This window comes from Spiroplasma endosymbiont of Virgichneumon dumeticola, from assembly GCF_964264745.1.
GTDB lineage: Bacteria > Bacillota_I > Bacilli_A > Mycoplasmatales > VBWQ01 > Spiroplasma_E.
The window spans coordinates 810,101-833,703 of record NZ_OZ183478.1 but is presented as its reverse complement, the minus strand read 5'-3'; the positions used below and the strand labels follow the sequence as shown (position 1 = coordinate 833,703).

Here is a 23,603-nt window from a genome sequence, read left to right as displayed (position 1 = left end):
GATTTATTCCACCTTTTCTATTTGAATTTTATTTGAATGTTGTTTACATAAATTACATTCTTTTTTATGTTTTTTAATTTGTTGATATTGATAAATTAAATAAGGACTTGTAATAATAATTGGTATAGTAATTAATCCATATTTAATTAATTTTCCATAATTACCTAATTTAGTAATAACATTTAATCCTATATGACTAAACATTGGAAATAAAGTTAATGCTACATGATCTGGTCAACTAAAATTATATTGAGTAGTATAATTACCTATTCCCATTTCTATTGGTATTTTAGGTATTAATCATGGTGTTATTGTAAAAAATAATGTTATTAATATACCAATAATATGACTAGTTATTTTTAAAATATTTGATATTAAAATTTTTATTTTATCAATATGAGTACTATTTTTATTAAATCAAATCTTATTTAATCTTTTATATTCTTTATTATCTTTTGAAATTGGATTAATAGTATTTCATATACCAATTGGTTTAATTGGTTTATCTAATTCAATAATAATTACCACCTACTTTCATGTTTTATATTTACTTTTATTTTTATAAATAGAAATGCCAATATTTTTATTTAAATTATTAGTTTTATGAAAAGTTAAATATTCTTTTCTTTCTACTCTTCATGCTCTACTACCTAATTCAGTTTTTGGTAATGTTTTAAATTCTTTAAGTTTAAAAAATCCACGTTCTAATCTATTAATAAATGCAGTTGTTTTTAATACATTAATATTCGTTGATTTAAGCACATTATAACGTTGTTTACCTTTACTAATACCTTTCTGTTCTTTAAGTTGTTTCTTAACATATTTACGTATCTGTGAAGGTAAAAAACTCCTTAAAAAATATCTTCAAAATATTGTTCCAGCACCACTACCATTTTTACCTTTTTGTACTTTCATTAAGTTTCAAGTTTCTTCACTTACATTAGGATAGGTATATGGTCCATATCAACGTTTATTTTTACTTGTATCACTTTGTATTAATACTTGTAATAAACCTAATTTTAATGATTTATTAGATTTATAAAAATTACCTTTTTTTAATCATGAACTAGATAATACTACTCAACCTTTTTCATCTTTATTATTAGTTTCTTCTATATCTTTATCATTTAAATCTTTAGTATCTTTAGTTTTATTATCTTTAAATAATTTATTTAATTCAGTTTTTAAAGTAGTTAATTCATTAGGTTTTAATATAGATAATAATTTTTTAGCAATATTTGGATTAAAAGTTGAATATGGTTGGTCAAGTTCTTCTTCACTAACATTTTCACTATCTAAAACTGCTTTTAATCCTGTATCTTTACTATAATTTTTTAATAAACTAACAATTAATACACGAATATCATCACTTGCTAATGCTGAGTATATAAGTCTAATAATTAAAGGTAACATTATAAACTCATATGGTTATAATCTCAATTTAATGAAGCATTATCATGATTTAATGGTACTTCACTCATATTATCACTACCATATTGACTACTTGTTTCACTATTAATTGTAAATCTATTATCATTAATTAATCTTGCAGTTTCATTATTAAATGGTGTTTCTTGCATTTCTTGGTTATGATGTGTAGTTTCAATAGGTAGTAAATTATGGATAATTTCAGAAGCACCAGCAACTATGGTAGGTACTGCATAAGCATTATTAAAATCATTATTAATACCCATTGCAACACCAGTTGATATTAAACATCCACCATTTGCCATATTTGCTATTCTACGAATATTTTCAAAACTATTAGGTATTAATTCTGTAATTCCTGCCATAAGATTTGAAATACCATAAGCATTTAATGAAATATAAGTATCTCAATCCATTAAATTATTATCAGTAGTATTATTACTAAATAATAAATCATCTGGAAATGGGTCTACTGTTGTTGTAGTTATTGGATTTTCAGTTGGATTTGGATTGATATTTGTATTAGTAAATTTTGCATAATTTGCTAACCCAATTGTTCCTAAACCTAATAATATTTTTTTAGAACTATTAATTAGTTTAGTTTTAGCAGAAGGTCTTTGATTTAAATTTCATATATCTAAACCTAATTTTTTACCAAATAATAAACTATTAATTGAACCTAATATTGGATTACCTATTAATTGACCATAATAAGCACTAGTTCCAATCATTGCTGAAATTGGACTTATACCAGTTCTTATTAATTTAGTTAAAGTATAATTATTTGATTGTATATTCTCAACATGTGGCATTTTTAACATCCTTTAAATTAGTTTGTTTTTTAACTTGAATTCTAACTGTTCCTTGACAATTTATATTATCTCCAACACATATAGCAAAATTATCATGAACATCACTTACTATAAAATAATCATTTCTTAATTTAGGATATTCATCTAATAAAATTGCTCTTATATCATTACTTGTAGTTAAATCTTCTGGTTTGGCTGAATAAATAGTAATATGTGCTTTTTCATCAAAATATTTATAAATATATTCCATAATTATTTTTTAGTAAATTCTAATTTTACTGTTCCATAATATTCTTTATTATTACCAGTCATAGTAGCACTTGTTGATGTAATATTACTAAATGTTGCTTTACCTTTTTCATAACCATTATTACCAATATTTACTATTATAGTTTCTAATTCATTATTAGTAGGTATTGCACCAGCCATAGTAATTTTTCCTAAATTTTTATAATAAATTATATTTTGTAAATCTAAAATATTCATATTATCATAATCTGTTGATTGATAAGTTGCATTAATATTAGTTGCATCAACTTTATAATTTTTTGCTCTTGCTGTTTTAATTTCATCAATTGTTGGCATTTTTTCTTGAATAATATACATTAAATCTGGTCTAATTGCACTTGGTAATGCATATAATGCTTTTCCAATAATACGAATATTATCTGTTGCATTATCTAATTTATTTCTTACTTTTGTAAATGAAATAGGCATACCTCACATATATCTGTTATAAACTACACCAAATAAATCTAATAATTTATAATCTTTTTCTAAATGCATACCAGAAACAGTATCATGAATAAAATCTTGTTCTAAATAAAAGCTTTCATAAAATTCCATACCCATAATTTGATTTGTATATCTTTTACCAGTTGCTAAAGTATTAGCTGCAATTTGACCATAATTTAATAATGTAAATGCTTTTGCTAAATTAAAACTACTATCAATACCACAAGCACCCGTTAAATCTGCTTTATTTATACCAACTGTAATATCATCTACTTTTTTAATTAATTTATTATTTCTTTCTCCAATTGTATAATAAGCATTTAATGCTTGTTCTTTAGTCATATTATTTAAATTTAAAGGTAATACTAATGATTTAGCAATTGCATAATCTTTTGTACCTTGTAAAAATATTAATTCAAAATTTTCTCTTAAATTTCTCATAAATGAACTTGTTCAATTTGAAACAATTTGAGTTGCTACATTTGCTGGTGAAGTCATAAATCTTTCAATATCAAATTCTGGAATATTAAAATCAATTGTTAATTCTTTATCAATAATTAATGTTGTTGTTTTAACTGTTCCTTTTTGTCTTTTAGTACCTGTAAATTCATCTCATGTTGAGCCTCATAATACCCGTACTGTTGCTCTATATATTGCCATTGCTACACCACTAATATTTGCTATTTGGTCAGCAGTAACAGTATTTCTCATAAATAAAGTACTTAATTCAGCAGTTAATTCACCACGAACTTGGGCTTCAAGTACACTTAAAACAGCATTTTCAGTAGGGGAATTACCACCAATAATAAATGCTTCTGGAATTTTTGGAATTGCCATTTTATCCTCTTTCTATTTAATAGATTTAAGTGCAGTTCCTCTTGCTAAATTTACAAGTTTTTCTAATTCGTTAGGGTCAGTAATACCTGTAGTTTTAGCTTTTTCATTTAATTTTCTTTCTAATTCTTCTGGATTAATACTATTTGTATGTAAATCTAAAAGAGTTTTAGGATTAAAATCATTTGAATTAGGTTTATTTTCTTGTTTAATAGATTCTGATGTTTTATCAATAAGAAATTCTTTATAATCTTCATTTATTTTATTAAATGCTTCTTGTTTAGATAAAGATTTATAATTATCAGTACTCATTAAATTTTTAATTAAATTTACTTTTTTAGTATCTTTAATATTAGAAAATAATTGTTGCTCTTCATAACTATTAACTTTATTTTCATATTCTTTTAATTTAGTTTCATATTCACTTAATTTAGGTTCAATATCTTTTTTACTTTCAGCATATACTACATTTCTATGTTGTTTTAGTAAACCTTTAACATCATCTAAACTATAATTCTCTTTTTCATCAAAAGTAAAATTACTCATACCTTTAATCTCCCTTTATGAATTTTTATTATATTAATACATCACTTTAATATATGTTATTTAACATATTCACTTTAATATATTATATCATTTTTACCCTTTAAAATAAAGAAAAAAACCTATATTTATTATAGGTTTCTAGTCATTATTTTCTATTTTTCTAGGTTCAATAATATTAATAATTATATTACTTTGTGTGTTATTATCTTCTTCATTAATATCAAATTCATTTGGATGAGATTTTAATCAATGTTGATAAATTATTTCTGGTTTTACTAATGCTTTTTCTAACATATGAGTTGAAATAATACTACGTGCTTTATCATAACTTTTTAAAAAATTACGTTGTCATGGACTGCTTCTGCGTCGGCAATCAAATATATATTTTCTATCAATTCCAAGTGCATTATTTAATCCTTGTGGTGTTAATATTTTATTTTTTGTTCGTAAATAATTACTAATTGTAACCTCATAATTTCCTAAATATTTTCTTTGTGCTGGCATATTATCACCTTAATTTATTATTTCTTATATTAATTATATCATTAGTGTCAGAAATATTATTACAACATTTTCTTTTTAATTACTATTATAATCAAATTCATAAATTAAGAAAGGAATTAAATATTATGAATTTTCTTACTGATGAACTTGATTATGAAGAATGTGATAAAGAAATTAATAAAAATGATATTAATTATTTCAGAAATATATGATTAGCATATGATGATTTTTGACATAAAAATAAATATGATAAAAGTAAATATAAATATGTTAAAACTGCTCCAAGAAGCCCAAATACTAAATATGGTAAAATAAATGATTTTTATCGTAGATGTTATTTAATATTAGAAACTAATGAATATTATTATCCTTTAGATAATTATATAAAAATTAAAAAAAGAAAAAGAACCTTAACTAATTTAGAACATATAATAATAAAAAATTCAGGTAATGGTAAAAGACAATCTGATGTACAAGATATAGTAAAAAATGCTAAATTTTCTAAAACATATATGACTAATGTAATGAAAATTGCAGTAATAGGTGTTGAAAAAATAAAAGAGAAAAAGATAGTATTACCAAATGAAAAATTATTTGTAAATATGGATGATTGTTTTATTTCTTCATTATTTAATAATAAAAAACAAAAAAATCGTATTCGTACAATTAGTGCAAATAAAGGTACAGATTTAGAAAAATCTACTAAAAGTAGAAATGTTTTAAAAGATAAAAAAATAACTTATATGAAAACTAAAAATGGTGAAAGAATTAAAAGACAAGAATTAATTGATAAAATTTATGAATTTCTTGATTTACAATTTATTTATAATAAAAGTAGTTTAGTATTTATTGGTGATGGTGCACCTTGAATTAAAACTTCTGCTAAAAAAGAAAACATTCCTTATGTAATTGATAGACACCATGTTTTTAAAGCACTAAAAAAAGTATTTATTTTTAATAGAAAAGTAGATAATAAAAAATTAACAAATGCATATAACTTATTTATTAATGGTAAATATTATTTATTATTAGATTTTTTAAAAGTAAATAATATTGATGAAAAAATATATAAATATTTTAAAAATAATAAAGAAGGTATTATTAATCAAAAAGAAAATTGAAATCAAGGAGTTTGTGCTGAAAGTGATGTTTCACATTTAGTGAAATCATTAAAGGGTTATGGTGCTAAAATTTATAATGATAAAGTACTTAATAATATGCTTTTAATTAATTCAGCAAGAATTAATAAATTAAATCTTTTACTTTAATATTTTAAAAACTTAATAAATCTTAAACCTAAATAGTTAGGAATTTTTGTTATAAAATAATAAAATAAAACATTAAAATACTTTGTTTATTTAACAAAATATGATATAATTATAGCAACAATTAAATAGTTTAATGTTGTCTTTTATTTAAAGAAAATTAAATTATAACTATTAACTTTATTCACCCAATAAACTTTTTCATATGGTGTTTTAACGTCTTTCATTACAATTTCAGATATAATTTTTCCTGATTTAATAATAGCAATTTTATCAGCAAGCGCTTCAACTTCACTAAAAATATGGGAACTAAAAAAATTGTTGTACCATTTGTTTCTAAAATCTTTAATTATTTTTAAAAACTTTTCTTGCATTAATGGGTCCAAACCTGATGTTGGTTCATCTAAAATTAAAATCTTAGGTTTATGCATACAAGCAGTTATTAAGGCAACTTTTTGTTTCATTCCTTTTGACATTTTCTTAATTTTTACTTTCGGATTAATTTCAAAATAATTAATTAATTTTTCAACATATGTTCATTCCACATTACCTCTAATATCAGAAACAAGTTTTAAATAATTAATAGCTTTCATATAGTCTGGAAGGATATTTTCACCAGGCAGATAACCAAGGATACTCATAATTTCTTTGGATTCATTTCAAGCATCTTTATTATTGATAGTAATATTTCCTTGGTCAGGTTAATAAAACCAACCATTTGTCTAATTGTTGTGGATTTACCAGCGCCATTTGGTCCGATGAATCCATAGATTTCCCCTTTTTTAATTTTAATGTTGATATCAAAAACACCTACTGTTTCAGAATATTTTTTTGTAACATTATTTATTTCAATTTCATAAGAATGCTCATCGCTCATATGTTAATGCACCTTTTTCTAAAATTTTTAAGAATATTTATTAGTTAATAAATTCAAGAATAGTTACTTGAGAAGTTTTTAATGCTTCATGAACAGAACCAGCAGTTCTTGCATAAATGTATGATGAAATAAATAGTGATGTTAATGATTCACTTTCATCATATTTAGCAGTTACTGTCAGGGTAATAGTTGATTTGATGACCTCATCCTTGTCAAACATCATTAGTTTGTGAAAAATCTCATTGTCTAAAAATATCAGTTGCGACATCTTGCTTTAAGTTTAATACAACTTGGTTTAAATAAACAGCTCCATCATAAGTATGCAAAGCAAAGTATACGTTACTAATAATTTGTTGAGAATTCAGAAAAATATACCATGGTTGAACTGTTGCTTTAGTATCTGTTTTTGTGTTTGATTCTTCATGTGTTCCTGTTGCTGGTGTAGCAACATTATGATTAACTTGAACATTGTTTCAAGTTCAATTATTAGAAGTAAAATTACTATTATTACTAAAAGCATTTGATATATTTGGTGAAAACGTTGTTCCTAAAATTACAGCAGTAATAGTTGGTAAAAGTTTTTTTATTTTAATAAACCTCCTAAATATCATTATTCATAGAACAATTATTCTTACAAAAAGTTAAGAATATCTATTTGATGTCCTGTAACTCCCAAAGCAATAAATTATAATAAGAATTCTTGTGAATGAATAACACTATTATATTCCTAATATTTTATTACTACAATAGGTTTTATTGAAATTTAAAAATAAAAAACCTAAAATTTAATAAAATCAAATCTTAGATCTTAATTGGCACCTTTTTTATTTTTCCTCTATTTTTACAAAATTAAGAACATGTTCCTAGTCAATAATGTTAGTCTTTTTTAATATTACATTCTACGTGCATTGGTTGTAGGTTTTGTCAATCGTTATTACTTGGATCGCCATCTATATGGTCAATATTTCAAACAAAGGCTGATGTTGGTTGTTCACCTTGGTATGCACCTTTTATCATTGGTAAGCAACATCATGGACATGGTGCTTGTACATTTAATGTCCAAAAATCAGATAGGCCTTTAAATGAATAACGGACTTCTCCCCACATGTACTTGTGGAGGAAACAATGAAATTTAATGAGTTCAATAATACTTTTCAAACTGAAAAACAATGTCTTGCATATATAGCAAGTTTGAAACAAAGCAAATGTATTAGGTGTTCTAGTTTTAATTTGAATACTTCTAATTTAAGAAAAATGAGATGTTTGAAATGTCATCAAACATTCAGTATTCTCACGGGCACTATATTTTCAAAGTCACAAACACCTTTAATATCTTGGTTTTATCTCATCTTTAGATGAATAAACACCAAACATGGAATTCCATCAACTGATGTTGCAAAAGAATTGGGAGTGACCTTGAAAACAGCTTGAATAATGGGTCATAAAATCCGAAGTGCCATTGCTAAACAAGAACCTCAATTCATTGTTGAGGGCATAGTGCAAATGGATGAAATGTATCTTTCACATATGGGTTTAAAAAACAAGGAAGATCCTTGTTGAACAAAACCTTGATTGTTGGTATTTATGAAAAAACAACCAACAATCTGATTGTGAAAGTATTGAAAAACGCAAACAGTAAAAATCTTTTGCAGTTTGCAATAAACCACATTTCTTCAAAGTGTGATGTACATACTGATTCTTGAAAAGGATATCGCGATTTGAAATCGGTTTTCACTAATCATGAAACAGTTAACCATCAAGATGGCTATGTTTCAAAAACTGGTGTAAATACCAACCAAATTGAGTCAGTATGAAAACATATACGAAGAACATTTAAAACACATATCAAAGTTGCAAAACATCATATTCATTTATATGCAAAAGAAGCTGCATATAAATTCAATAACATACCTAGTTTTGAAACTGTAATGCTATGTTTAATTTAAAAATGTGGGGAGAAGTCCGTAGATAGGCTTTTCTCAGCATTTATGTGATAAAATTTAAAAATAGTACATAAAGGGAGAAAAGCCATGAATAATTCATTTTATCAATGTAATTATTTCATGTTTTTCTCATTTTTTACGACGTATAACTATAAATTAACCCCTTTCGTATTCAATTATATAATAGAATATAAATATATTGCAATATTTTTTATCTTTTTTATATTAACGATTGTATTTATAGATTGTGATAGTTAACGTGCTAATAATCGATTGTAAACAGTTTGCATGTAGGCATCAAAATCACGATGGTATAAACCATTGAAGAATCCTAAAGGGTGATTAGCAGGGTCGGTTTTTTGACCGTCACTAGGAATATATACGTGTTTTCAAATGGCTGGGGGATAAAGTATGCTAACTTCATCCATTGCTTCTTGTAATGGAGAGGTATAACCAAATTCGTTGCTTAAACTTATTTGTTGGTTTTTATTCATAATGTAATTGATAAATTTAAATGCTAAATCTTTGTGAGGTGAATCTTTACTAATAACCATATCATCGTTTCAAATATTAGTTCCCATATAAGGTCTGATTGCTAAATATTTGCCATCTAGAAAAGCAGTGTTATCTCTAATAGCTGATAATAAATCACCATTATACATCATGGCAATATCTCAGTTATTAGGTTTAGCAATTTCATCAACAATACTGTCATTTAGTAGTTTAGTATTACTATTTTTAATAATTGGTGATAATCAATTATTAGCATCATCAATTTCAGTATTACTGTGGGCGTTAATATTGTCATGGAAAATATTATTGATTTGGTTATTATCGCCAGTACCTGTATTTTCTCCTCATTTATTTTTGTAATGTAAATCAGTTAGTGCTGTCATAAATAAGTTGTGCATATCATCATTTAAAATAATACTCTTGTTTAAATTTGCTGCTGTTTGTAAAACATTTCATTGCGCTTGGTCAGGGTCTGTGATACCAAGGTCAGTTAAATTATTAGGATTAGTTGCATTAATAACCATAACCACATCACCTCAGAAGTAAGGTATACTGTAATCATTTAGACCATTAGGACTGATTGTACCATCAATAGTTTTAATTTGATATTTTTGCATGAAATTATATAGTTCAGTGTTAATAACATTTTTGGGTATAAAATCTAATTTACCAGCATATTGCGGGTCATTAAAGTCAATAATACGATCTTCACTTGCTAGTTTTGCTACTAAGTAATCACTAGGAACCATTACATCATAGCTAGTAGTGTATAGTTTTGCGTATAATGATTCATTATCATCATATGTTGTATATTTAACTTTTACTTGATATTCTTTTTCAAATCCATTTAAAACTTCGGGACTAATATATTCACCCCAATTGGCAATTGATAAGTCATAAAAGTTAGTATACATATAAAATGCACCTAGAGCAATGAATCCTGAACCTAATATAATGCTAATCATAATCATTTTTCAAGGTCAAACCAAGAAACGGTATTTATCTCTTCATGCTTTAGAACGTTCTTCTTTTAAAATTTTTTTAGCACTAATTTTGCTTTTTATGTGATTAATCCAAATCATTTCCGTTTCGATTTTGGCTTCTAGTTTTAAAATTTGGGCAATTAATTTTGGGTTTTTAGCAATGCGATTTTCGGCATTGCTAATATCTTGTTCCGTAACTAGTTCAAAATTATTTTCTCGATAAGGTGATTTCCCCTTTTTTAATTTCACTTTTTTGTTATTAAAGTTATTTAATTGTAAATAACATTTAGTTAATAATTTTTCATTTTTAGTTATTTTTTGGTTGTGATAAATGCTTTTAGTTATTTTTTCATTACGTTGTTTAATTTGTTTTTTAACAACCACATAACCATTTCATGAAATGATAGTTAAGGTAATTAAAACAATAATAATGGTTGAAAAGGCGTTAATATATGGTTTAATTCGTTTCAAAGAATAAATAAAAGTTGAAACATTTGAAGTATTACCCCCTGTAAAATAAGAAATTAAAAAATCATCAAAACTCATAGCAAAGGCAATGGCAGCTCCAGCAAAAATTGCTGGTTTAATCGTTGGTAAAACAATTTTTCGTAGTGTATATCAAGGCGAAGCACCTAAATCTTGACTGGCTTCTAATTGTGAAACATTAATTTGTCTAATCTTTGGTAAGACAGTAATAATAACATAAGGGATATTAAAAGAAATGTGAGATAAAATTAGTGTTCCTAAACCAAAACTAAATCCTAAGGCCATGAATAATAACATTAGTGAAACCGCAGTTACAATATCAGCGTTGACTAAAGGAATATTAGTAATTCCCAGAGTTAAATTACGAGTTAGTTTACGGGTTTTACTTAAGCCTAAGGCTGCAAAAGTACCAATAATAACAGCGACAAAGGTTGAAATAAATGCCACAATTAATGTTACACTAACTGATTGTCATAATTGGCTTTGGGCAAATAAATCACCATAAGCATCAAAAGAAAAATAACTTCAACTGCGAACTGAATCACCACCATTAAATGAAAAAGCCATTAACACTAAAATGGGTATGTAAAGCAATAAAAAGATAATAGCTAAATAACTATTTTTGAAAAAAGATTTCATTAGACAATCCCTCCGATTTTTTTACCTGTGGCTCAACGACCAACAACTTTTAATGTAAAAATAATAATTAAGACGATAACTCCAAGAATAACTGAAATAGCAGCACCATAAGCAAAATTAGCACCACGATAAAAATAAGACTCAATAATATTGGCAATTAAAATCGTTTTTCCTTCGCCAATGTATTTAACAACTACTAGTGATGTCATGGCACTTAACATCATTAATGTGAAACCAGAAACAATGCCTGGTATTGAAAAACGAAAGGTAACTTTTCAGAATGTTTTTCAAGGTGAAGCGCCTAAGTCTTGACTAGCTTCTAATAAAGTGTGGTCAGTTTTTTCTAAAGAGTTATAAATAGGTAATATTACAAAGGGCATAAACATGTAAACCATGGCTAAAATAATGCCAATTGGTGTTCCTAATAAAATATTAGGCCCTAAGATACTGAAAATAATTTGTAAACCAATCGTTCGTAATAAAATATTAATTCAAATTGGTAATGTTACTAGCGCTCAAATATTTTTTGAGGCAATTTTTGTTGACATAAAAGCCATTATATAGGCAATCGGATAACCAAATACCACAGCAATTAATGTTGCAACAAATGAGTATCCAATTGAACGTAACAATACCATTACAAAACTATTTTCTTTGAAGAAATCATTGAAGTTGCTAAAAGTAAAACGAAAGATTCAAGCATTGTTAGTCGCTTTAATAATTGAGTATAAAATAACGATTAATAAAGGTAAGACAATTAAAATGACCATTAAGACCAAATAAGGATAAGACAGTGTTACTCAGGATTTAAAACCAAAGTTAACTGATTTGTCTTTAATTTTATTTTTAATATTAAATAATCTTTTTTTGCTATTTTTTCATCATAGAAATGAATTTTTTTTTTAGTAGTTTTAGATTTTTTTTCTTTATGATTTTTTAATTTTGCAGGTTTTGTTGTTTTGATAGTTAATTTTTTAAATTTAAATCAGGATTTAATATTAAGTGTTTTTTGTTTCTGGTTTGGATGACTAACAACTGGTAGTTTGTTGTGTACAATGGGATTAGTTTCAGTAGGTTCAAGAATCGGAGTTGTGGCTTTGTTTTTTTTAAATCACTTTTTCATATTACTCTTCAATTTCCTTTCACATAACATGAATATCTTCGACATTTCATTTTAAACCAACACGATTGCCTACTTCAAAAGTATCAGTAGTATGTACTACTCATTTTCTTTTGTTAGTCGTAATATTAATTTCCCATAATAAACCTTTGAACACTACTGATTTAATAGTGCCATCAAAAAATCCAACGCCAGCATTAACTAAATCAATGTCTTCAGGACGAATAACAATATCGATGTTACGTTCATTTTCACCAAAACCAGTATCAGAACAAGCAAATTTTTTTCCATCAAATCGCACACAATTATCATTAACAAATATACCATTGTCAATCACATTAGAAGTACCAACGAATTGAGCAGTTCATTTATTTTCTGGTTCATTGTAAATATCTTGGGGACTACCAATTTGTTGAATTTGTCCTTGATTTAGAACAACTACTCGGTCTGACATTGTGAAAGCTTCTTCTTGGTCATGGGTAATAAAAATAAAAGTAATGTCAACTTCTTCTTGAATTTTTTTTAATTCTGTTTGCATTTGTTGACGTAATTTTAAATCTAAAGCGGCAAAAGGTTCATCTAATAGTAAAACTTTTGGATTAAGAACTAATGCTCGTGCTACGGCAATTCTTTGTTTTTGACCACCTGATAAATCATTAACATCTTTATCTTCAACTCCAGTCAGTTTTACTAATTCCAAAGCCTTTTTAACTTCTTTTTTAATTTTTTCTTTATCAACTTTACGTAATTTTAAACCATAAGCGATATTGTCAAAAACATTTAAAAGAGGAAATAAAGCATAGTTTTGAAAAATAGTATTAATTTCACGTTTGTGGATAGGGATTTTAGTTAAGTCTTTATTTTTAAATAATAATTGACCATTATTGGGTTGTTCAAACCCAGCAATTATTCTTAGCATGGTGGTTTTACCACAGCCACTGGGGCCTAAAATGGTAAGAAATTCACCTTCATGAATGTTTAAACTAATTCCTTTTAAAACAACCGTACCGTCATATTCTTTAGTAATGTTACGTAATTCTAAAATATTAGTGCTCATATTAACCTCCTTGAAATGCTTTTAAAAAATTGGTGGATTGGAAACCCATAAAATCGTAGCAGAATTTTTGTTAGTATTTTCCAGATAATGTCGTTCATTACCTTTAAGATAAAATGTTTCATTAGTAGTGGCTTTAATTTTGTTACCACCATAATGGACAAAGACCGTACCGTTAAGAACATAACCGAAGATTTGACCTTGAAAGGGAGGAACCTTGTTGGAACTACCAAATGGTTTTAAAATTAAGATGACTGGTTCTAAGGTCAATTTTTGGGCGTTAGGGATAATTCATTTAATTTGGTATTCGCGCTCATCAAGGATGGTAATATCTTGTTCCTTGAAAACTATTTTTTCTTTGGTTTCTTGTTCAAAGAAAGCAGATAATGAATAGTCGAAAACATCAAGAATGTTTTTCAATGTTTCAATACTAGGTGATGCAACATCATGTTCGAGTTGACTAATAAAACCTTTTGATAAATCACAGCGTTTACCTAGTTCTTCCATGGTTAGATTATGTTTTAATCTTAAAGTTTTTAGTTTTCTACCAATTTTCATAGTTATTATTTTCTCCTTTTTTGTTTATTTTTACTAAACTTTAAGTTAAATAATACAAATGAAATTATATAATATTTTTTTGAAAAAACAATTGTTTTCTTTATTAATTTTTTGGTAATAAAATTCCTAATAAAGATGTTAATATGATTAAAATGTGTTAAAAAAATATTGCTTTTTCAAGTTAAAAGTTTTATTATTAATCATAAGGATTTAATTATCCTTATAATTTTAATGAATACGTTTTGAATTTATTTTTTATGTAGGTATTAAAATTATTCAAAAAACTTTATTAAATAACAAGTTTATATATTAATACTAAATGAATTAAAAAGCAAAGGAGTATAAATTGTGAAGCAATCATTAATTATTTTAAGTAGTTTAACTACTTAAACGTTAGCAAGCAATGTAGTGGTGAATGTTGTTAATAGCAACACTACTATTAATAATATTCTTACTAGTAATACTAGCAATGACCAAACCTCAACTTCATTATTTAATAATAAAGGCTTTTCTCCCTTTATGTACTATTTTTAAATTTTATCACATAAATGCTGAGAAAAGCCTATCTACGGACTTCTCCCCACATTTTTAAATTAAACATAGCATTACAGTTTCAAAACTAGGTATGTTATTGAATTTATATGCAGCTTCTTTTGCATATAAATGAATATGATGTTTTGCAACTTTGATATGTGTTTTAAATGTTCTTCGTATATGTTTTCATACTGACTCAATTTGGTTGGTATTTACACCAGTTTTTGAAACATAGCCATCTTGATGGTTAACTGTTTCATGCTTAGTGAAAACCGATTTCAAATCGCGATATCCTTTTCAAGAATCAGTATGTACATCACACTTTGAAGAAATGTGGTTTATTGCAAACTGCCAAAGATTTTTACTGTTTGCGTTTTTCAATACTTTCACAATCAGATTGTTGGTTGTTTTTTCATAAATACCAACAATCAAGGTTTTGTTCAACAAGGATCTTCCTTGTTTTTTAAAACCCATATGTGAAAGATACATTTCATCCATTTGCACTATGCCCTCAAAAATGAATTGAGGTTCTTGTTTAGCAATGGAACTTCGGATTTTATGACCCATTCTTCAAGCTGTTTTCAAGGTCACTCCCAATTCTTTTGCAACATCAGTTGATGGAATTCCATGTTTGGTTTTTATTCATCTAAAGATGAGATAAAACCAAGATATTAAAGGTGTTTGTGACTTTGAAAATATAGTGCCCGTGAGAATACTGAATGTTTGATGACATTTCAAACATCTCATTTTTCTTAAATTAGAAGTATTCAAATTAAAACTAGAACACCTAATACATTTGCTTTGTTTCAAACTTGCTATATATGCAAGACATTGTTTTTCAGTTTGAAAAGTATTATTGAACTCATTCAATTTCATTGTTTCCTCCACAAGTACATGTGGGGAGAAGTCCGTTAAAAAATTAAATAAAGAATTAGGAGATAATGAAAATGAGCAATCATCAACGAATTCAATTAATGAAACACGCACATCTACACCTAAAGAGACAACAAGCAATGATTAAACGTTTAAGTCATTGAAAAATATTTCCATTTATAATTAATAATGGAGCAATACCTTTAACTGAAACTGGTTATAAACCTATAAATAGTAAAATTAGTGATTTTGGTCAATATGAATTAATACTTTCTGGTAATACTCCAGTTGTATGTATTTGAAAAAAAGTACTAATATATATCAAAAAAATAAAGGTATTACAGACCCAGTAACACATAAAACAACAGGTCAAAATCAATATTATACTAAACAATATAAAATTGGTGATTATTGAAATGCTTATTTAATTGATGATACAAGTGGTGTAGATTTTGGTGGTTTACCTAATAATAGTTTATTTAAAACAATTTCTACTACAAGACAATATACATTAGTTATGTTTGAAGAACAAATTACAGTAGATGATTATTTACAATTTTTTTGTGTATTTAATGATAAAAATGAAAATATTGGTGGTAATACAGGTAAAAATCAAGATATACAATTATTATATATTTCAAATGTAACTAATTATTATAGTCCTTATAATGGTGAATTTAGTATGCAAGTATTAACTTTTAGTTCAGTTAATGATAGAGCAGTAGCAAGTGGTCAAAATACACTTGATTATGTACAATATGCAAGTCCATGTAGTGGTTATGCTTTCCCTACTATTCAAGAAGGAGAAGTAACGTTAAATCATACTTTAATGCGTGATATAGGAGTAAGATATTCTCATAGACAAAGTTATGGTTTAGAATTATTATCAAGTTGTTATTATTATGGTAGACCAATAATACAAGGTCAAGCACCAATACAACAAAATAATGAAGAAATATTTGAACAAAAAGTATTTGCTTCAAGAAGATTATTTATTGCTGGTAATAATGACCATTCAAGTACATCAATTAAAAATAATGGTGGTTTACTTGCTGGTATAAATGATAAAATAACTACTAATAGTCATCCAGAAACAACATTTTATAATTTAATGGATGCTAAACCTACTGGTTATCTTAATTTTAAAAATTGAAAAGAATGATTATCAAATAGTTTAAATTTACAAGCAAATTTATTTGTTACAAAAGATTTTAAAGGTATGTTAGCGTTTGATAAAACAAAAGCAACTAATAGTAATGGTACAGCAATTGGAGAAGCAAAATTCTTTTGAGATAGTGAATGAAATATTAATAATATCTCTGGTAGCTATAATGTTGATATGTCTAGTAATTTTAAATATAAAGACCCAGATACTAATTTAATTATTGGTTCACCAACTGTAGATTATTCAAAAATAAGTCAAAAATATATGTCAGCAATATTAAATTTTAATTCAGTAGTATTTAGTAGTTTAATACAAATGCCTTATGATAGTGTACAATGATTACCATTTGCTTTAAGTGATATACCATTAATTGGTAAATTATTAAATGTTTTAAGTTTAGGTATTCCAATTGGTTTTATTATTAATCAAAATAATCAACAATATAAAAAAATGTTATATTTTAATGGTTTTATGTCTGCATTTTTTACAAATAATTTAGAAAATATTATTGGTAATGGTGGTTTAATTCCATTAAATGCTTTTGCTAATGAAAATGATTTTGCTATTGGTAAATTATTAGGAGCAAATGTTTCTACAACTGCTATGACTATGAAATTAAGTGATAGAATATCAGTATATCCATGAGACCCTACTACTGGTCATAAATTAACAACTAAAGAACAAATAAGTACAGTTGATTTATCACAAAAGAAAAATAATAAAGTTTATATTTTAGCAGAAGATACAGAGTTTTTAGATATAGCAAGTCCATTTACTAATGAAGATACAGATTGTCAATGAAATCCAACTGCTAATGGTGTATCTGACGGTTCTAATTATGCTTATATTATTGATACAATTGTAACTCAATCATTACATCAAGGAGAAGAAAGACATACCTTTTATAGTGATAATCCATTTACTTATCAAGGTGATTATAATGAACTTTCAGTTGCACAATTTAGATATAAAAATAAAGGTGCTTTAACTGGTAATGCTTTTAATTGAACTACTTTGTATAAATTAAATCATGATGAATATCAAGAAACTGAAGAAACTACCTTTAGTTATCCAGCAGAAATATTACCACCAAGTCCTCAAAATATAGCAAAAACTATTATAATAATTCCAAAAAATCCAAGTATAGAAGTTAATATACCACAAACACGTATATTTAGTCATACACAAGATAAATTAATATGAGATTATAATTCATGAGTAGAAAATGTAGTACCTAAAATTAAACCATTAGAAATAAATATTAATTTTAAAGATTATTTAGAGACCCAACATTATTAATTAATAATTTTAATGATTTAAAAAGATATTATAAAAGTGTAGATGTATATTTAAATTATGAATATGAAACAAATGAGTTTATTAATCATCAAACAGAAGGTTGTTCTACAACAGAAATTTTTAAACCTTCTAAAACTCAAACTTTTATTTTTTCAAGAGAATTAAAAGAATTGTCAATATAAAATCAACCATTAAAGTTAAAATATTATGAAGAAAATAATATCACATATCATGGATTATATGCGGGATATTATAGGAATGGTAAAATAGGTATAGAAGTTGATAGAAATGAATATAATTTATATAATATTGAAAGTACTTATATGCAAACTAAAATTGAAGATAATATTACTAGACAAAGCATTGAAAACGAAAAAGATACACTATTAGGTTTTTGTGATTTATCTGATAAAGAATTTAAATGAAAAATACAATTATTACCAAATATTATGCAATTAGAACTTGGTATATTTAGTCAAAAAGCAGTTTTAGGAATAATACAATACATAAGATATTATAAATATTATAGTTATGATACAAGTCATGCTATTGGTAATTTAAGTGATGGAACACCAACGAAAAATACTTTTATTGTTGATAGTAATGGAAATCTAACGATTGATTCTAGTTTAAAACTTACTGAGGCTGATAAAAGTATGTTAAATAATATTCAAGCAGAAATGAATAGCCATAAAAAAATAACAAGTGTTAAAGATTTTTATAATCCATATAGTAAAAGTGTTTATAATGATAGTTTCTTTAGCGGTGATAATAGTAATTGAAAATATTTACAAATGGGTGGTGTTGAAAACCATATTGATATTAGTAGTCAACAATTAGCTAATAAAGTAGAACATAGTAATAGTTTGAGTGAAACATTAGGTTTATATTATATTGCTAAAGCAGAACGTATTCCTGGTGGCATTGATAGTACTACTGCTAATAGTTTAGGTAAATATTTTAGGCTTTTCTCCCTTTATGTACTATTTTTAAATTTTATCACATAAATGCTGAGAAAAGCCTATCTACGGACTTCTCCCCACATTTTTAATTAAACATAGCATTACAGTTTCAAAACTAGGTATGTTATTGAATTTATATGCAGCTTCTTTTGCATATAAATGAATATGATGTTTTGCAACTTTGATATGTGTTTTAAATGTTCTTCGTATATGTTTTCATACTGACTCAATTTGGTTGGTATTTACACCAGTTTTTGAAACATAGCCATCTTGATGGTTAACTGTTTCATGCTTAGTGAAAACCGATTTCAAATCGCGATATCCTTTTCAAGAATCAGTATGTACATCACACTTTGAAGAAATGTGGTTTATTGCAAACTGCCAAAGATTTTTACTGTTTGCGTTTTTCAATACTTTCACAATCAGATTGTTGGTTGTTTTTTCATAAATACCAACAATCAAGGTTTTGTTCAACAAGGATCTTCCTTGTTTTTTAAACCCATATGTGAAAGATACATTTCATCCATTTGCACTATGCCCTCAACAATGAATTGAGGTTCTTGTTTAGCAATGGCACTTCGGATTTATGACCCATTCTTCAAGCTGTTTTCAAGGTCACTCCCAATTCTTTTGCAACATCAGTTGATGGAATTCCATGTTTGGTGTTTATTCATCTAAAGATGAGATAAAACCAAGATATTAAAGGTGTTTGTGACTTTGAAAATATAGTGCCCGTGAGAATACTGAATGTTTGATGACATTTCAAACATCTCATTTTTCTTAAATTAGAAGTATTCAAATTAAAACTAGAACACCTAATACATTTGCTTTGTTTCAAACTTGCTATATATGCAAGACATTGTTTTTCAGTTTGAAAAGTATTATTGAACTCATTCAATTTCATTGTTTCCTCCACAAGTACATGTGGGGAGAAATCCGTTTTTAATTGGTTAAATAAACTTACCTATCCAATATTGGTGATGGATTTGAACTATTATTTGAACCATCATTCAAATTTATTGTATTTACGTCTTCTGACTGGAACGGTAATTGATGATTTCCTTCAACTATTGAACTATCATTAGAATTATTAATTTCTGAAGTTGATATTATTAGACTTTCACAATCTTCATTATCAATTGCCAAATGATTTCTAGTTAATAAATTACGTATATTTTAACCATATTTATTTCCAATATAATTTATACCTTGTCATGCTATATTGCTAATATAACATGATTTTTCAAGTATAAAACCACTAGTATATCCACCGATAGTTATTGCTGTAGCTCCAAATATAAAATACGGTTGTAATGATAAACATGGACCTAACTCAGGGTCTTCGTAATCATGATTATACTTATTAATAATTTTTGTCGTTAAAATCAAAACTGAAATTCCACCAACTAAACTTCCTAATTGTAAACAGACATTCTTTTATATTAAAATTGTTATTTTCTTGATTAACTGTTATGTCTTCTAATTTCAAACATTTTTTTCATAATGGGTGCAGTAAAAAGTTCATAGTTCCTAATGAATAACCGATAACTCCTAGCGTAAAACCACTAGTGTATCCGCCAATAGTTAATGCTACACAAGCACCCGCTGTGTAAACTTCTGCTTCATTAATTGAATCACTTATTTGATGCACAGAATCCATAATGAAACTTTCGGTCTTTTTAATATAAGATACAGCAGTAACTACTGCGATGATGCCACCAAAAAAATTACCCAATGTTTTAAATTTATTACTCATGTTCATACTGTAACAATGTAACTTTCCAATTCAGCTAATAAAATTCATTTATTTCTCTCCTTTTCAAAAATAAAAACTCATTTACTTCAAAAAAAGCAATGAGTTAAAAACTATCTTTAGTTCACGAGATATCATATAATAATTTTTCTTTATTATCTATCAACAATGAGTTTAATTATAATAAACTAGTTAAATTTACTTTTAAATAAACTTTTATAAATTCTAAATTAGTTTTCAATTATAATTCATGCCTAATAACCCCTGTATTGGTTACACGACACTATCGTAATATATTTTGATATAATATTATTAAGAGAGTGAATATATACTAGAATAGATTGGGGTCTTTTTTTATGATTGAAGAAACAACTTCTGAATCAATAACATCATCAGTTGGCATAGCAAGTCCTAAAGTGCATCGGGTTGCTTTGTATAATCGGCTAGCAATTATGATTAGCGGGGGATTTATTGCTCTAAGCTTATTAATTGGTTGAGTAGTATGATTAACAGCTTTTCGCACAGGAATTGATTATTATATTACTGTTTTTAATACCATGGCCCCTAATACCTTAAAAATGAGTTTTGAGGAATTAAGCACTATTGTTTTTGCTGTTTCAGCATTTGCAATTAGTTTAGTTGTTATTCCTTTTGTGTTTATTAGAACTAAAAATGGTTTTTCAGCACTATTTAGTTTAATTAGTTTTATTTTTTCAACATTACTAGTTGTGGGATTTATTGTTTTTACCTATATTCGTTTTGATATTGTAAATTTTCTAATTCAAAAAGATACTAATAATCCAATCAATACTATTGGTCTTGTGATTGCTGCTTTTTTACCATGAGCATTAGCAGCATTAGGTGCGCTTTTTTTAGTAGGTAATAGTATTTGATTATTAATTAATATTAGTTCAAAATATAGTTCTAACGCTTTAATAGTACCAGTTGTAAAACCAGAAAAACCAGTTCCCGTTGTTGAAGCAACTCCGATTCCACAAGAAAGTGAGATTTCTATCCCCTTAGCAACAGCGCAAACAGAAACGCTAACTCCTACTAGTCAACAACCTATTACTATTACAGTAACTAATAATAGTGCTTTTCCTGATCAACAATCTAGTGTTCAAAGCCAAGGTAGTTTTGGAGCAACACCTAATATTTCAACAAATGACAAAAATATTCCTGATTCACAAGCAACATCTACTCCTACTTATACAAGAACTACAGCTGAAGCATCTAATAATACAGGTGCCTATGTTTCAGAAGCAGTTGTATCTAACCAAAATCAAACAAGTAATATTCAAAATAATCCAATACGATTAGCAGATCCAATGTTAGAAAATAGTTCAGAACCAGAAGTAACATTAACAGCATCTACAGTAGATACATCAATTTATTCACGAACCAACAATGAAGAATCAATTGCATCATCTAGTGTTTCAAAATATGATGATTTAGCTGATGAAAGTAAAGATTCAACAATTAAAGAACCAGAAATATTGAGCAATGCTCCTAATCCTATAGCAGTTAGTTATGAACCACAAAATCAAGGTGGATTTGATGTGCAAGGTGCAGCGCAAGGACAACCAGATGATTCTAAATTTGGACAAGAAAAACAAGTTGCAAAAAACCATGAGCAAAAAACACAATCAAAATCTAATATGAAGCAAGCATCAACACCTAAATCTACATCTAAATTTAATATTAATCATTGAACATTAGACCAAATTCAAACTGTGTGAGAAAAAGCAGAAACAATTGATGGGGTTAGTGATAAGTTATATCGTAAAGATTATGCAGGAGCCTGAATGTTCCGTGATTCATTTACTAATGATTTATCAGAAGCCAATAATGAGAAAACTTATTCTTGAACTATTGTTTTACACCGACCAGCTAGTCAAAGCGGAACAACTGAACTATATAATTTAGATCCCATGAATATAGTTAATGCCAAAAATAAAGCAGAAAATTACCCACGTTGAACAACTAAGTTATCATCAAAAGGTAATGAAAATGTTATTAAAGAACAAAACTGAAAAGCACGAACTTAAAAAAATAACTATTGAACATTAATTTAATTAATGTTCAATTTGTAAGTAGAACAAAATTTACGACTGAAAATATTTTCGAGTAATTTAGTGTAGATTCAGAAATAAGATATCTAACTAACAGTGCTTTACTAAGTTTTACCGTTAATTTAATGTAATTCACTTTATCTTTCATTTTTTTAGTTCCTTAAATAATATTGAATGTGCTTATAAGCATCTTGTTCATGTTTTATAAATTTTATATTTCCATTATAATTTTCTATTTTATTTTTGTTTTTTGGTTCACTTTCTTGATAATCTCAATTCATTACATCTTGAATTAATACCATTAAAGCACCAATAATTTTCGGTGTTGCTAGGGGATTAGTTAATAATTGTTTTGAATTTAAAAAGAAATTTTCTACAATAACTAAGATTTTTTTATTTTCAAAATGTTGTTTAATTATTAAAAAGTATTCTTTAAATAGATTTTTACTTTCTAGAACAGTTTTTGTTTTAAATGTTTCATTAAAAATAATATTATTAGTTTCGCTTGAATATATAACAATTCCATTATTACCAATTCCTGCCGGGTCAATTCCGATAATTAAGTCATATTGCATTTCATTATCGATTCCTTTATAACAAAAATAATTCTTCATTATGAGTTGAAATATGTTTATATGGAGTAATTAA

Annotated in this window: 31 protein-coding genes; 10 read left to right on the top strand and 21 right to left on the bottom strand. The window is 26.4% G+C overall.

Features of this window, described 5'->3' with window-relative positions:
- Window positions 1–3 precede the first annotated feature (3 nt).
- The 7 genes from ACFEL4_RS05380 to ACFEL4_RS05350 form a co-directional block, all read right to left on the bottom strand.
- Window positions 4–528 carry a hypothetical protein gene (locus ACFEL4_RS05380; protein ID WP_375316884.1) on the bottom strand — a complete coding sequence of 175 codons (525 nt, stop codon included), beginning with the start codon at window positions 526–528 and terminating at the stop codon, window positions 4–6.
- Window positions 529–1,413, bottom strand: a complete 885-nt coding sequence (locus tag ACFEL4_RS05375; RefSeq protein WP_375316883.1) for a hypothetical protein — start codon at window positions 1,411–1,413, stop codon at window positions 529–531.
- Window positions 1,413–2,240, bottom strand: coding sequence for a hypothetical protein (locus tag ACFEL4_RS05370; RefSeq protein WP_375316882.1), 828 nt, complete (start codon window positions 2,238–2,240; stop codon window positions 1,413–1,415). Before ACFEL4_RS05370 ends, ACFEL4_RS05375 begins: the two co-directional genes overlap by 1 nt.
- Window positions 2,209–2,490, bottom strand: coding sequence for a hypothetical protein (locus tag ACFEL4_RS05365; RefSeq protein WP_375316881.1), 282 nt, complete (start codon window positions 2,488–2,490; stop codon window positions 2,209–2,211). The genes ACFEL4_RS05370 and ACFEL4_RS05365 overlap by 32 nt, the downstream gene beginning before the upstream one ends.
- Window positions 2,491–2,492: 2 nt before the next feature.
- Entirely contained in the window at window positions 2,493–3,812 is a 1,320-nt protein-coding gene (locus tag ACFEL4_RS05360) for a hypothetical protein (protein ID WP_375316880.1), read from the bottom strand.
- 12 nt (window positions 3,813–3,824) lie between these two features.
- Window positions 3,825–4,355, bottom strand: coding sequence for a hypothetical protein (locus tag ACFEL4_RS05355; RefSeq protein ID WP_375316879.1), 531 nt, complete (start codon window positions 4,353–4,355; stop codon window positions 3,825–3,827).
- A gap of 138 nt (window positions 4,356–4,493) precedes the next feature.
- Window positions 4,494–4,859, bottom strand: coding sequence for a hypothetical protein (locus tag ACFEL4_RS05350; protein ID WP_375316878.1), 366 nt, complete (start codon window positions 4,857–4,859; stop codon window positions 4,494–4,496).
- A 125-nt stretch (window positions 4,860–4,984) separates the two neighbouring features.
- On the opposite strand from ACFEL4_RS05350, the gene ACFEL4_RS05345 reads away from it, so the two are divergent.
- Complete coding sequence (locus ACFEL4_RS05345) at window positions 4,985–6,127, top strand: Mbov_0401 family ICE element transposase-like protein (protein WP_375316877.1); 1,143 nt, start codon at window positions 4,985–4,987, stop codon at window positions 6,125–6,127.
- A 143-nt stretch (window positions 6,128–6,270) separates the two neighbouring features.
- Here ACFEL4_RS05345 and ACFEL4_RS05340 read toward each other — a convergent pair whose 3' ends face one another.
- The 4 genes from ACFEL4_RS05340 to ACFEL4_RS05325 all read right to left on the bottom strand — a co-directional run bounded on the left by ACFEL4_RS05340 (window position 6,271) and on the right by ACFEL4_RS05325 (window position 8,108).
- The gene (locus ACFEL4_RS05340; protein ID WP_375316876.1) at window positions 6,271–6,765 is read right to left on the bottom strand and encodes an AAA family ATPase; all 495 of its coding nucleotides are present in this window, start codon (window positions 6,763–6,765) and stop codon (window positions 6,271–6,273) included.
- Window positions 6,696–7,001, bottom strand: a complete 306-nt coding sequence (locus ACFEL4_RS05335) for an ATP-binding cassette domain-containing protein (protein WP_375316875.1) — start codon at window positions 6,999–7,001, stop codon at window positions 6,696–6,698. Before ACFEL4_RS05335 ends, ACFEL4_RS05340 begins: the two co-directional genes overlap by 70 nt.
- A 164-nt stretch (window positions 7,002–7,165) precedes the next feature.
- Window positions 7,166–7,612 carry a hypothetical protein gene (locus tag ACFEL4_RS05330; protein WP_375316874.1) on the bottom strand — a complete coding sequence of 149 codons (447 nt, stop codon included), beginning with the start codon at window positions 7,610–7,612 and terminating at the stop codon, window positions 7,166–7,168.
- Between the two features lie 265 nt (window positions 7,613–7,877).
- Window positions 7,878–8,108: an HNH endonuclease signature motif containing protein gene (locus ACFEL4_RS05325; protein WP_375316873.1), complete on the bottom strand. Its 231-nt coding sequence runs from the start codon at window positions 8,106–8,108 to the stop codon at window positions 7,878–7,880.
- A gap of 18 nt (window positions 8,109–8,126) precedes the next feature.
- On the opposite strand from ACFEL4_RS05325, the gene ACFEL4_RS05320 reads away from it, so the two are divergent.
- On the top strand, window positions 8,127–8,663 hold the full coding sequence (locus tag ACFEL4_RS05320; RefSeq protein ID WP_375316872.1) for a hypothetical protein: 537 nt from the start codon (window positions 8,127–8,129) through the stop codon (window positions 8,661–8,663).
- A complete protein-coding gene (locus ACFEL4_RS05315) occupies window positions 8,558–8,947 on the top strand; it encodes an IS1595 family transposase (protein ID WP_375316871.1) in 390 nt (129 codons plus the stop codon). The genes ACFEL4_RS05320 and ACFEL4_RS05315 overlap by 106 nt, the downstream gene beginning before the upstream one ends.
- A 251-nt stretch (window positions 8,948–9,198) precedes the next feature.
- On the opposite strand, the gene ACFEL4_RS05310 is transcribed toward ACFEL4_RS05315, so the two are convergent.
- From ACFEL4_RS05310 to ACFEL4_RS05290, 5 genes are all read right to left on the bottom strand, one after another.
- Window positions 9,199–11,565, bottom strand: a complete 2,367-nt coding sequence (locus ACFEL4_RS05310) for an extracellular solute-binding protein (RefSeq protein WP_375316870.1) — start codon at window positions 11,563–11,565, stop codon at window positions 9,199–9,201.
- The gene (locus tag ACFEL4_RS05305; RefSeq protein ID WP_375316869.1) at window positions 11,565–12,197 is read right to left on the bottom strand and encodes an ABC transporter permease; all 633 of its coding nucleotides are present in this window, start codon (window positions 12,195–12,197) and stop codon (window positions 11,565–11,567) included. The genes ACFEL4_RS05310 and ACFEL4_RS05305 overlap by 1 nt, the downstream gene beginning before the upstream one ends.
- Before the next feature lie 164 nt (window positions 12,198–12,361).
- A complete protein-coding gene (locus ACFEL4_RS05300; protein WP_375316868.1) occupies window positions 12,362–12,688 on the bottom strand; it encodes a hypothetical protein in 327 nt (108 codons plus the stop codon).
- 1 nt (window position 12,689) lies between these two features.
- Window positions 12,690–13,742 (bottom strand): spermidine/putrescine ABC transporter ATP-binding protein, encoded by a 1,053-nt coding sequence (gene potA, locus ACFEL4_RS05295; protein ID WP_375316867.1) that lies wholly within the window; start codon window positions 13,740–13,742, stop codon window positions 12,690–12,692.
- Between the two features lie 21 nt (window positions 13,743–13,763).
- Window positions 13,764–14,297: a helix-turn-helix domain-containing protein gene (locus tag ACFEL4_RS05290; protein WP_375316866.1), complete on the bottom strand. Its 534-nt coding sequence runs from the start codon at window positions 14,295–14,297 to the stop codon at window positions 13,764–13,766.
- A 469-nt stretch (window positions 14,298–14,766) separates the two neighbouring features.
- Between ACFEL4_RS05290 and ACFEL4_RS05285 the strand changes: the two genes are divergently transcribed.
- Window positions 14,767–14,889, top strand: a complete 123-nt coding sequence (locus ACFEL4_RS05285; protein WP_375316865.1) for a hypothetical protein — start codon at window positions 14,767–14,769, stop codon at window positions 14,887–14,889.
- Here the strand turns inward: ACFEL4_RS05285 and ACFEL4_RS05280 are convergent.
- The gene (locus ACFEL4_RS05280; RefSeq protein WP_375316864.1) at window positions 14,886–15,707 is read right to left on the bottom strand and encodes an IS1595 family transposase; all 822 of its coding nucleotides are present in this window, start codon (window positions 15,705–15,707) and stop codon (window positions 14,886–14,888) included. The genes ACFEL4_RS05285 and ACFEL4_RS05280 overlap by 4 nt on opposite strands.
- Between ACFEL4_RS05280 and ACFEL4_RS05275 the strand changes: the two genes are divergently transcribed.
- From ACFEL4_RS05275 to ACFEL4_RS05260, 4 genes are all read left to right on the top strand, one after another.
- Window positions 15,688–15,852 carry a hypothetical protein gene (locus ACFEL4_RS05275; protein ID WP_375316863.1) on the top strand — a complete coding sequence of 55 codons (165 nt, stop codon included), beginning with the start codon at window positions 15,688–15,690 and terminating at the stop codon, window positions 15,850–15,852. The genes ACFEL4_RS05280 and ACFEL4_RS05275 overlap by 20 nt on opposite strands.
- Window positions 15,806–16,057 carry a hypothetical protein gene (locus ACFEL4_RS05270; protein ID WP_375316862.1) on the top strand — a complete coding sequence of 84 codons (252 nt, stop codon included), beginning with the start codon at window positions 15,806–15,808 and terminating at the stop codon, window positions 16,055–16,057. The genes ACFEL4_RS05275 and ACFEL4_RS05270 overlap by 47 nt, the downstream gene beginning before the upstream one ends.
- Window positions 15,997–18,168 carry a hypothetical protein gene (locus tag ACFEL4_RS05265; RefSeq protein ID WP_375316861.1) on the top strand — a complete coding sequence of 724 codons (2,172 nt, stop codon included), beginning with the start codon at window positions 15,997–15,999 and terminating at the stop codon, window positions 18,166–18,168. The genes ACFEL4_RS05270 and ACFEL4_RS05265 overlap by 61 nt, the downstream gene beginning before the upstream one ends.
- 323 nt (window positions 18,169–18,491) lie before the next feature.
- Window positions 18,492–19,175 carry a hypothetical protein gene (locus ACFEL4_RS05260; RefSeq protein ID WP_375316860.1) on the top strand — a complete coding sequence of 228 codons (684 nt, stop codon included), beginning with the start codon at window positions 18,492–18,494 and terminating at the stop codon, window positions 19,173–19,175.
- A gap of 18 nt (window positions 19,176–19,193) precedes the next feature.
- Here ACFEL4_RS05260 and ACFEL4_RS05255 read toward each other — a convergent pair whose 3' ends face one another.
- Complete coding sequence (locus ACFEL4_RS05255; protein WP_375316859.1) at window positions 19,194–19,604, bottom strand: IS1595 family transposase; 411 nt, start codon at window positions 19,602–19,604, stop codon at window positions 19,194–19,196.
- Window positions 19,605–19,662: 58 nt separating this feature from the next.
- Window positions 19,663–20,034, bottom strand: a complete 372-nt coding sequence (locus ACFEL4_RS05250) for a hypothetical protein (protein WP_375316858.1) — start codon at window positions 20,032–20,034, stop codon at window positions 19,663–19,665.
- Between ACFEL4_RS05250 and ACFEL4_RS05245 the strand changes: the two genes are divergently transcribed.
- On the top strand, window positions 20,015–20,215 hold the full coding sequence (locus ACFEL4_RS05245) for a hypothetical protein (RefSeq protein WP_375316857.1): 201 nt from the start codon (window positions 20,015–20,017) through the stop codon (window positions 20,213–20,215). The two genes, ACFEL4_RS05250 and ACFEL4_RS05245, sit on opposite strands and share 20 nt — an antisense overlap.
- Before the next feature lie 278 nt (window positions 20,216–20,493).
- Here the strand turns inward: ACFEL4_RS05245 and ACFEL4_RS05240 are convergent, their stop codons facing one another.
- Window positions 20,494–20,934 carry a hypothetical protein gene (locus ACFEL4_RS05240; RefSeq protein ID WP_375316856.1) on the bottom strand — a complete coding sequence of 147 codons (441 nt, stop codon included), beginning with the start codon at window positions 20,932–20,934 and terminating at the stop codon, window positions 20,494–20,496.
- A 305-nt stretch (window positions 20,935–21,239) separates the two neighbouring features.
- Here ACFEL4_RS05240 and ACFEL4_RS05235 point away from each other — a divergent pair, with 305 nt between their 5' ends.
- Window positions 21,240–22,931 carry a hypothetical protein gene (locus ACFEL4_RS05235; RefSeq protein WP_375316855.1) on the top strand — a complete coding sequence of 564 codons (1,692 nt, stop codon included), beginning with the start codon at window positions 21,240–21,242 and terminating at the stop codon, window positions 22,929–22,931.
- A gap of 176 nt (window positions 22,932–23,107) precedes the next feature.
- On the opposite strand, the gene ACFEL4_RS05230 is transcribed toward ACFEL4_RS05235, so the two are convergent.
- The gene (locus ACFEL4_RS05230; protein ID WP_375316854.1) at window positions 23,108–23,530 is read right to left on the bottom strand and encodes a hypothetical protein; all 423 of its coding nucleotides are present in this window, start codon (window positions 23,528–23,530) and stop codon (window positions 23,108–23,110) included.
- Window positions 23,531–23,603: the final 73 nt, after the last annotated feature.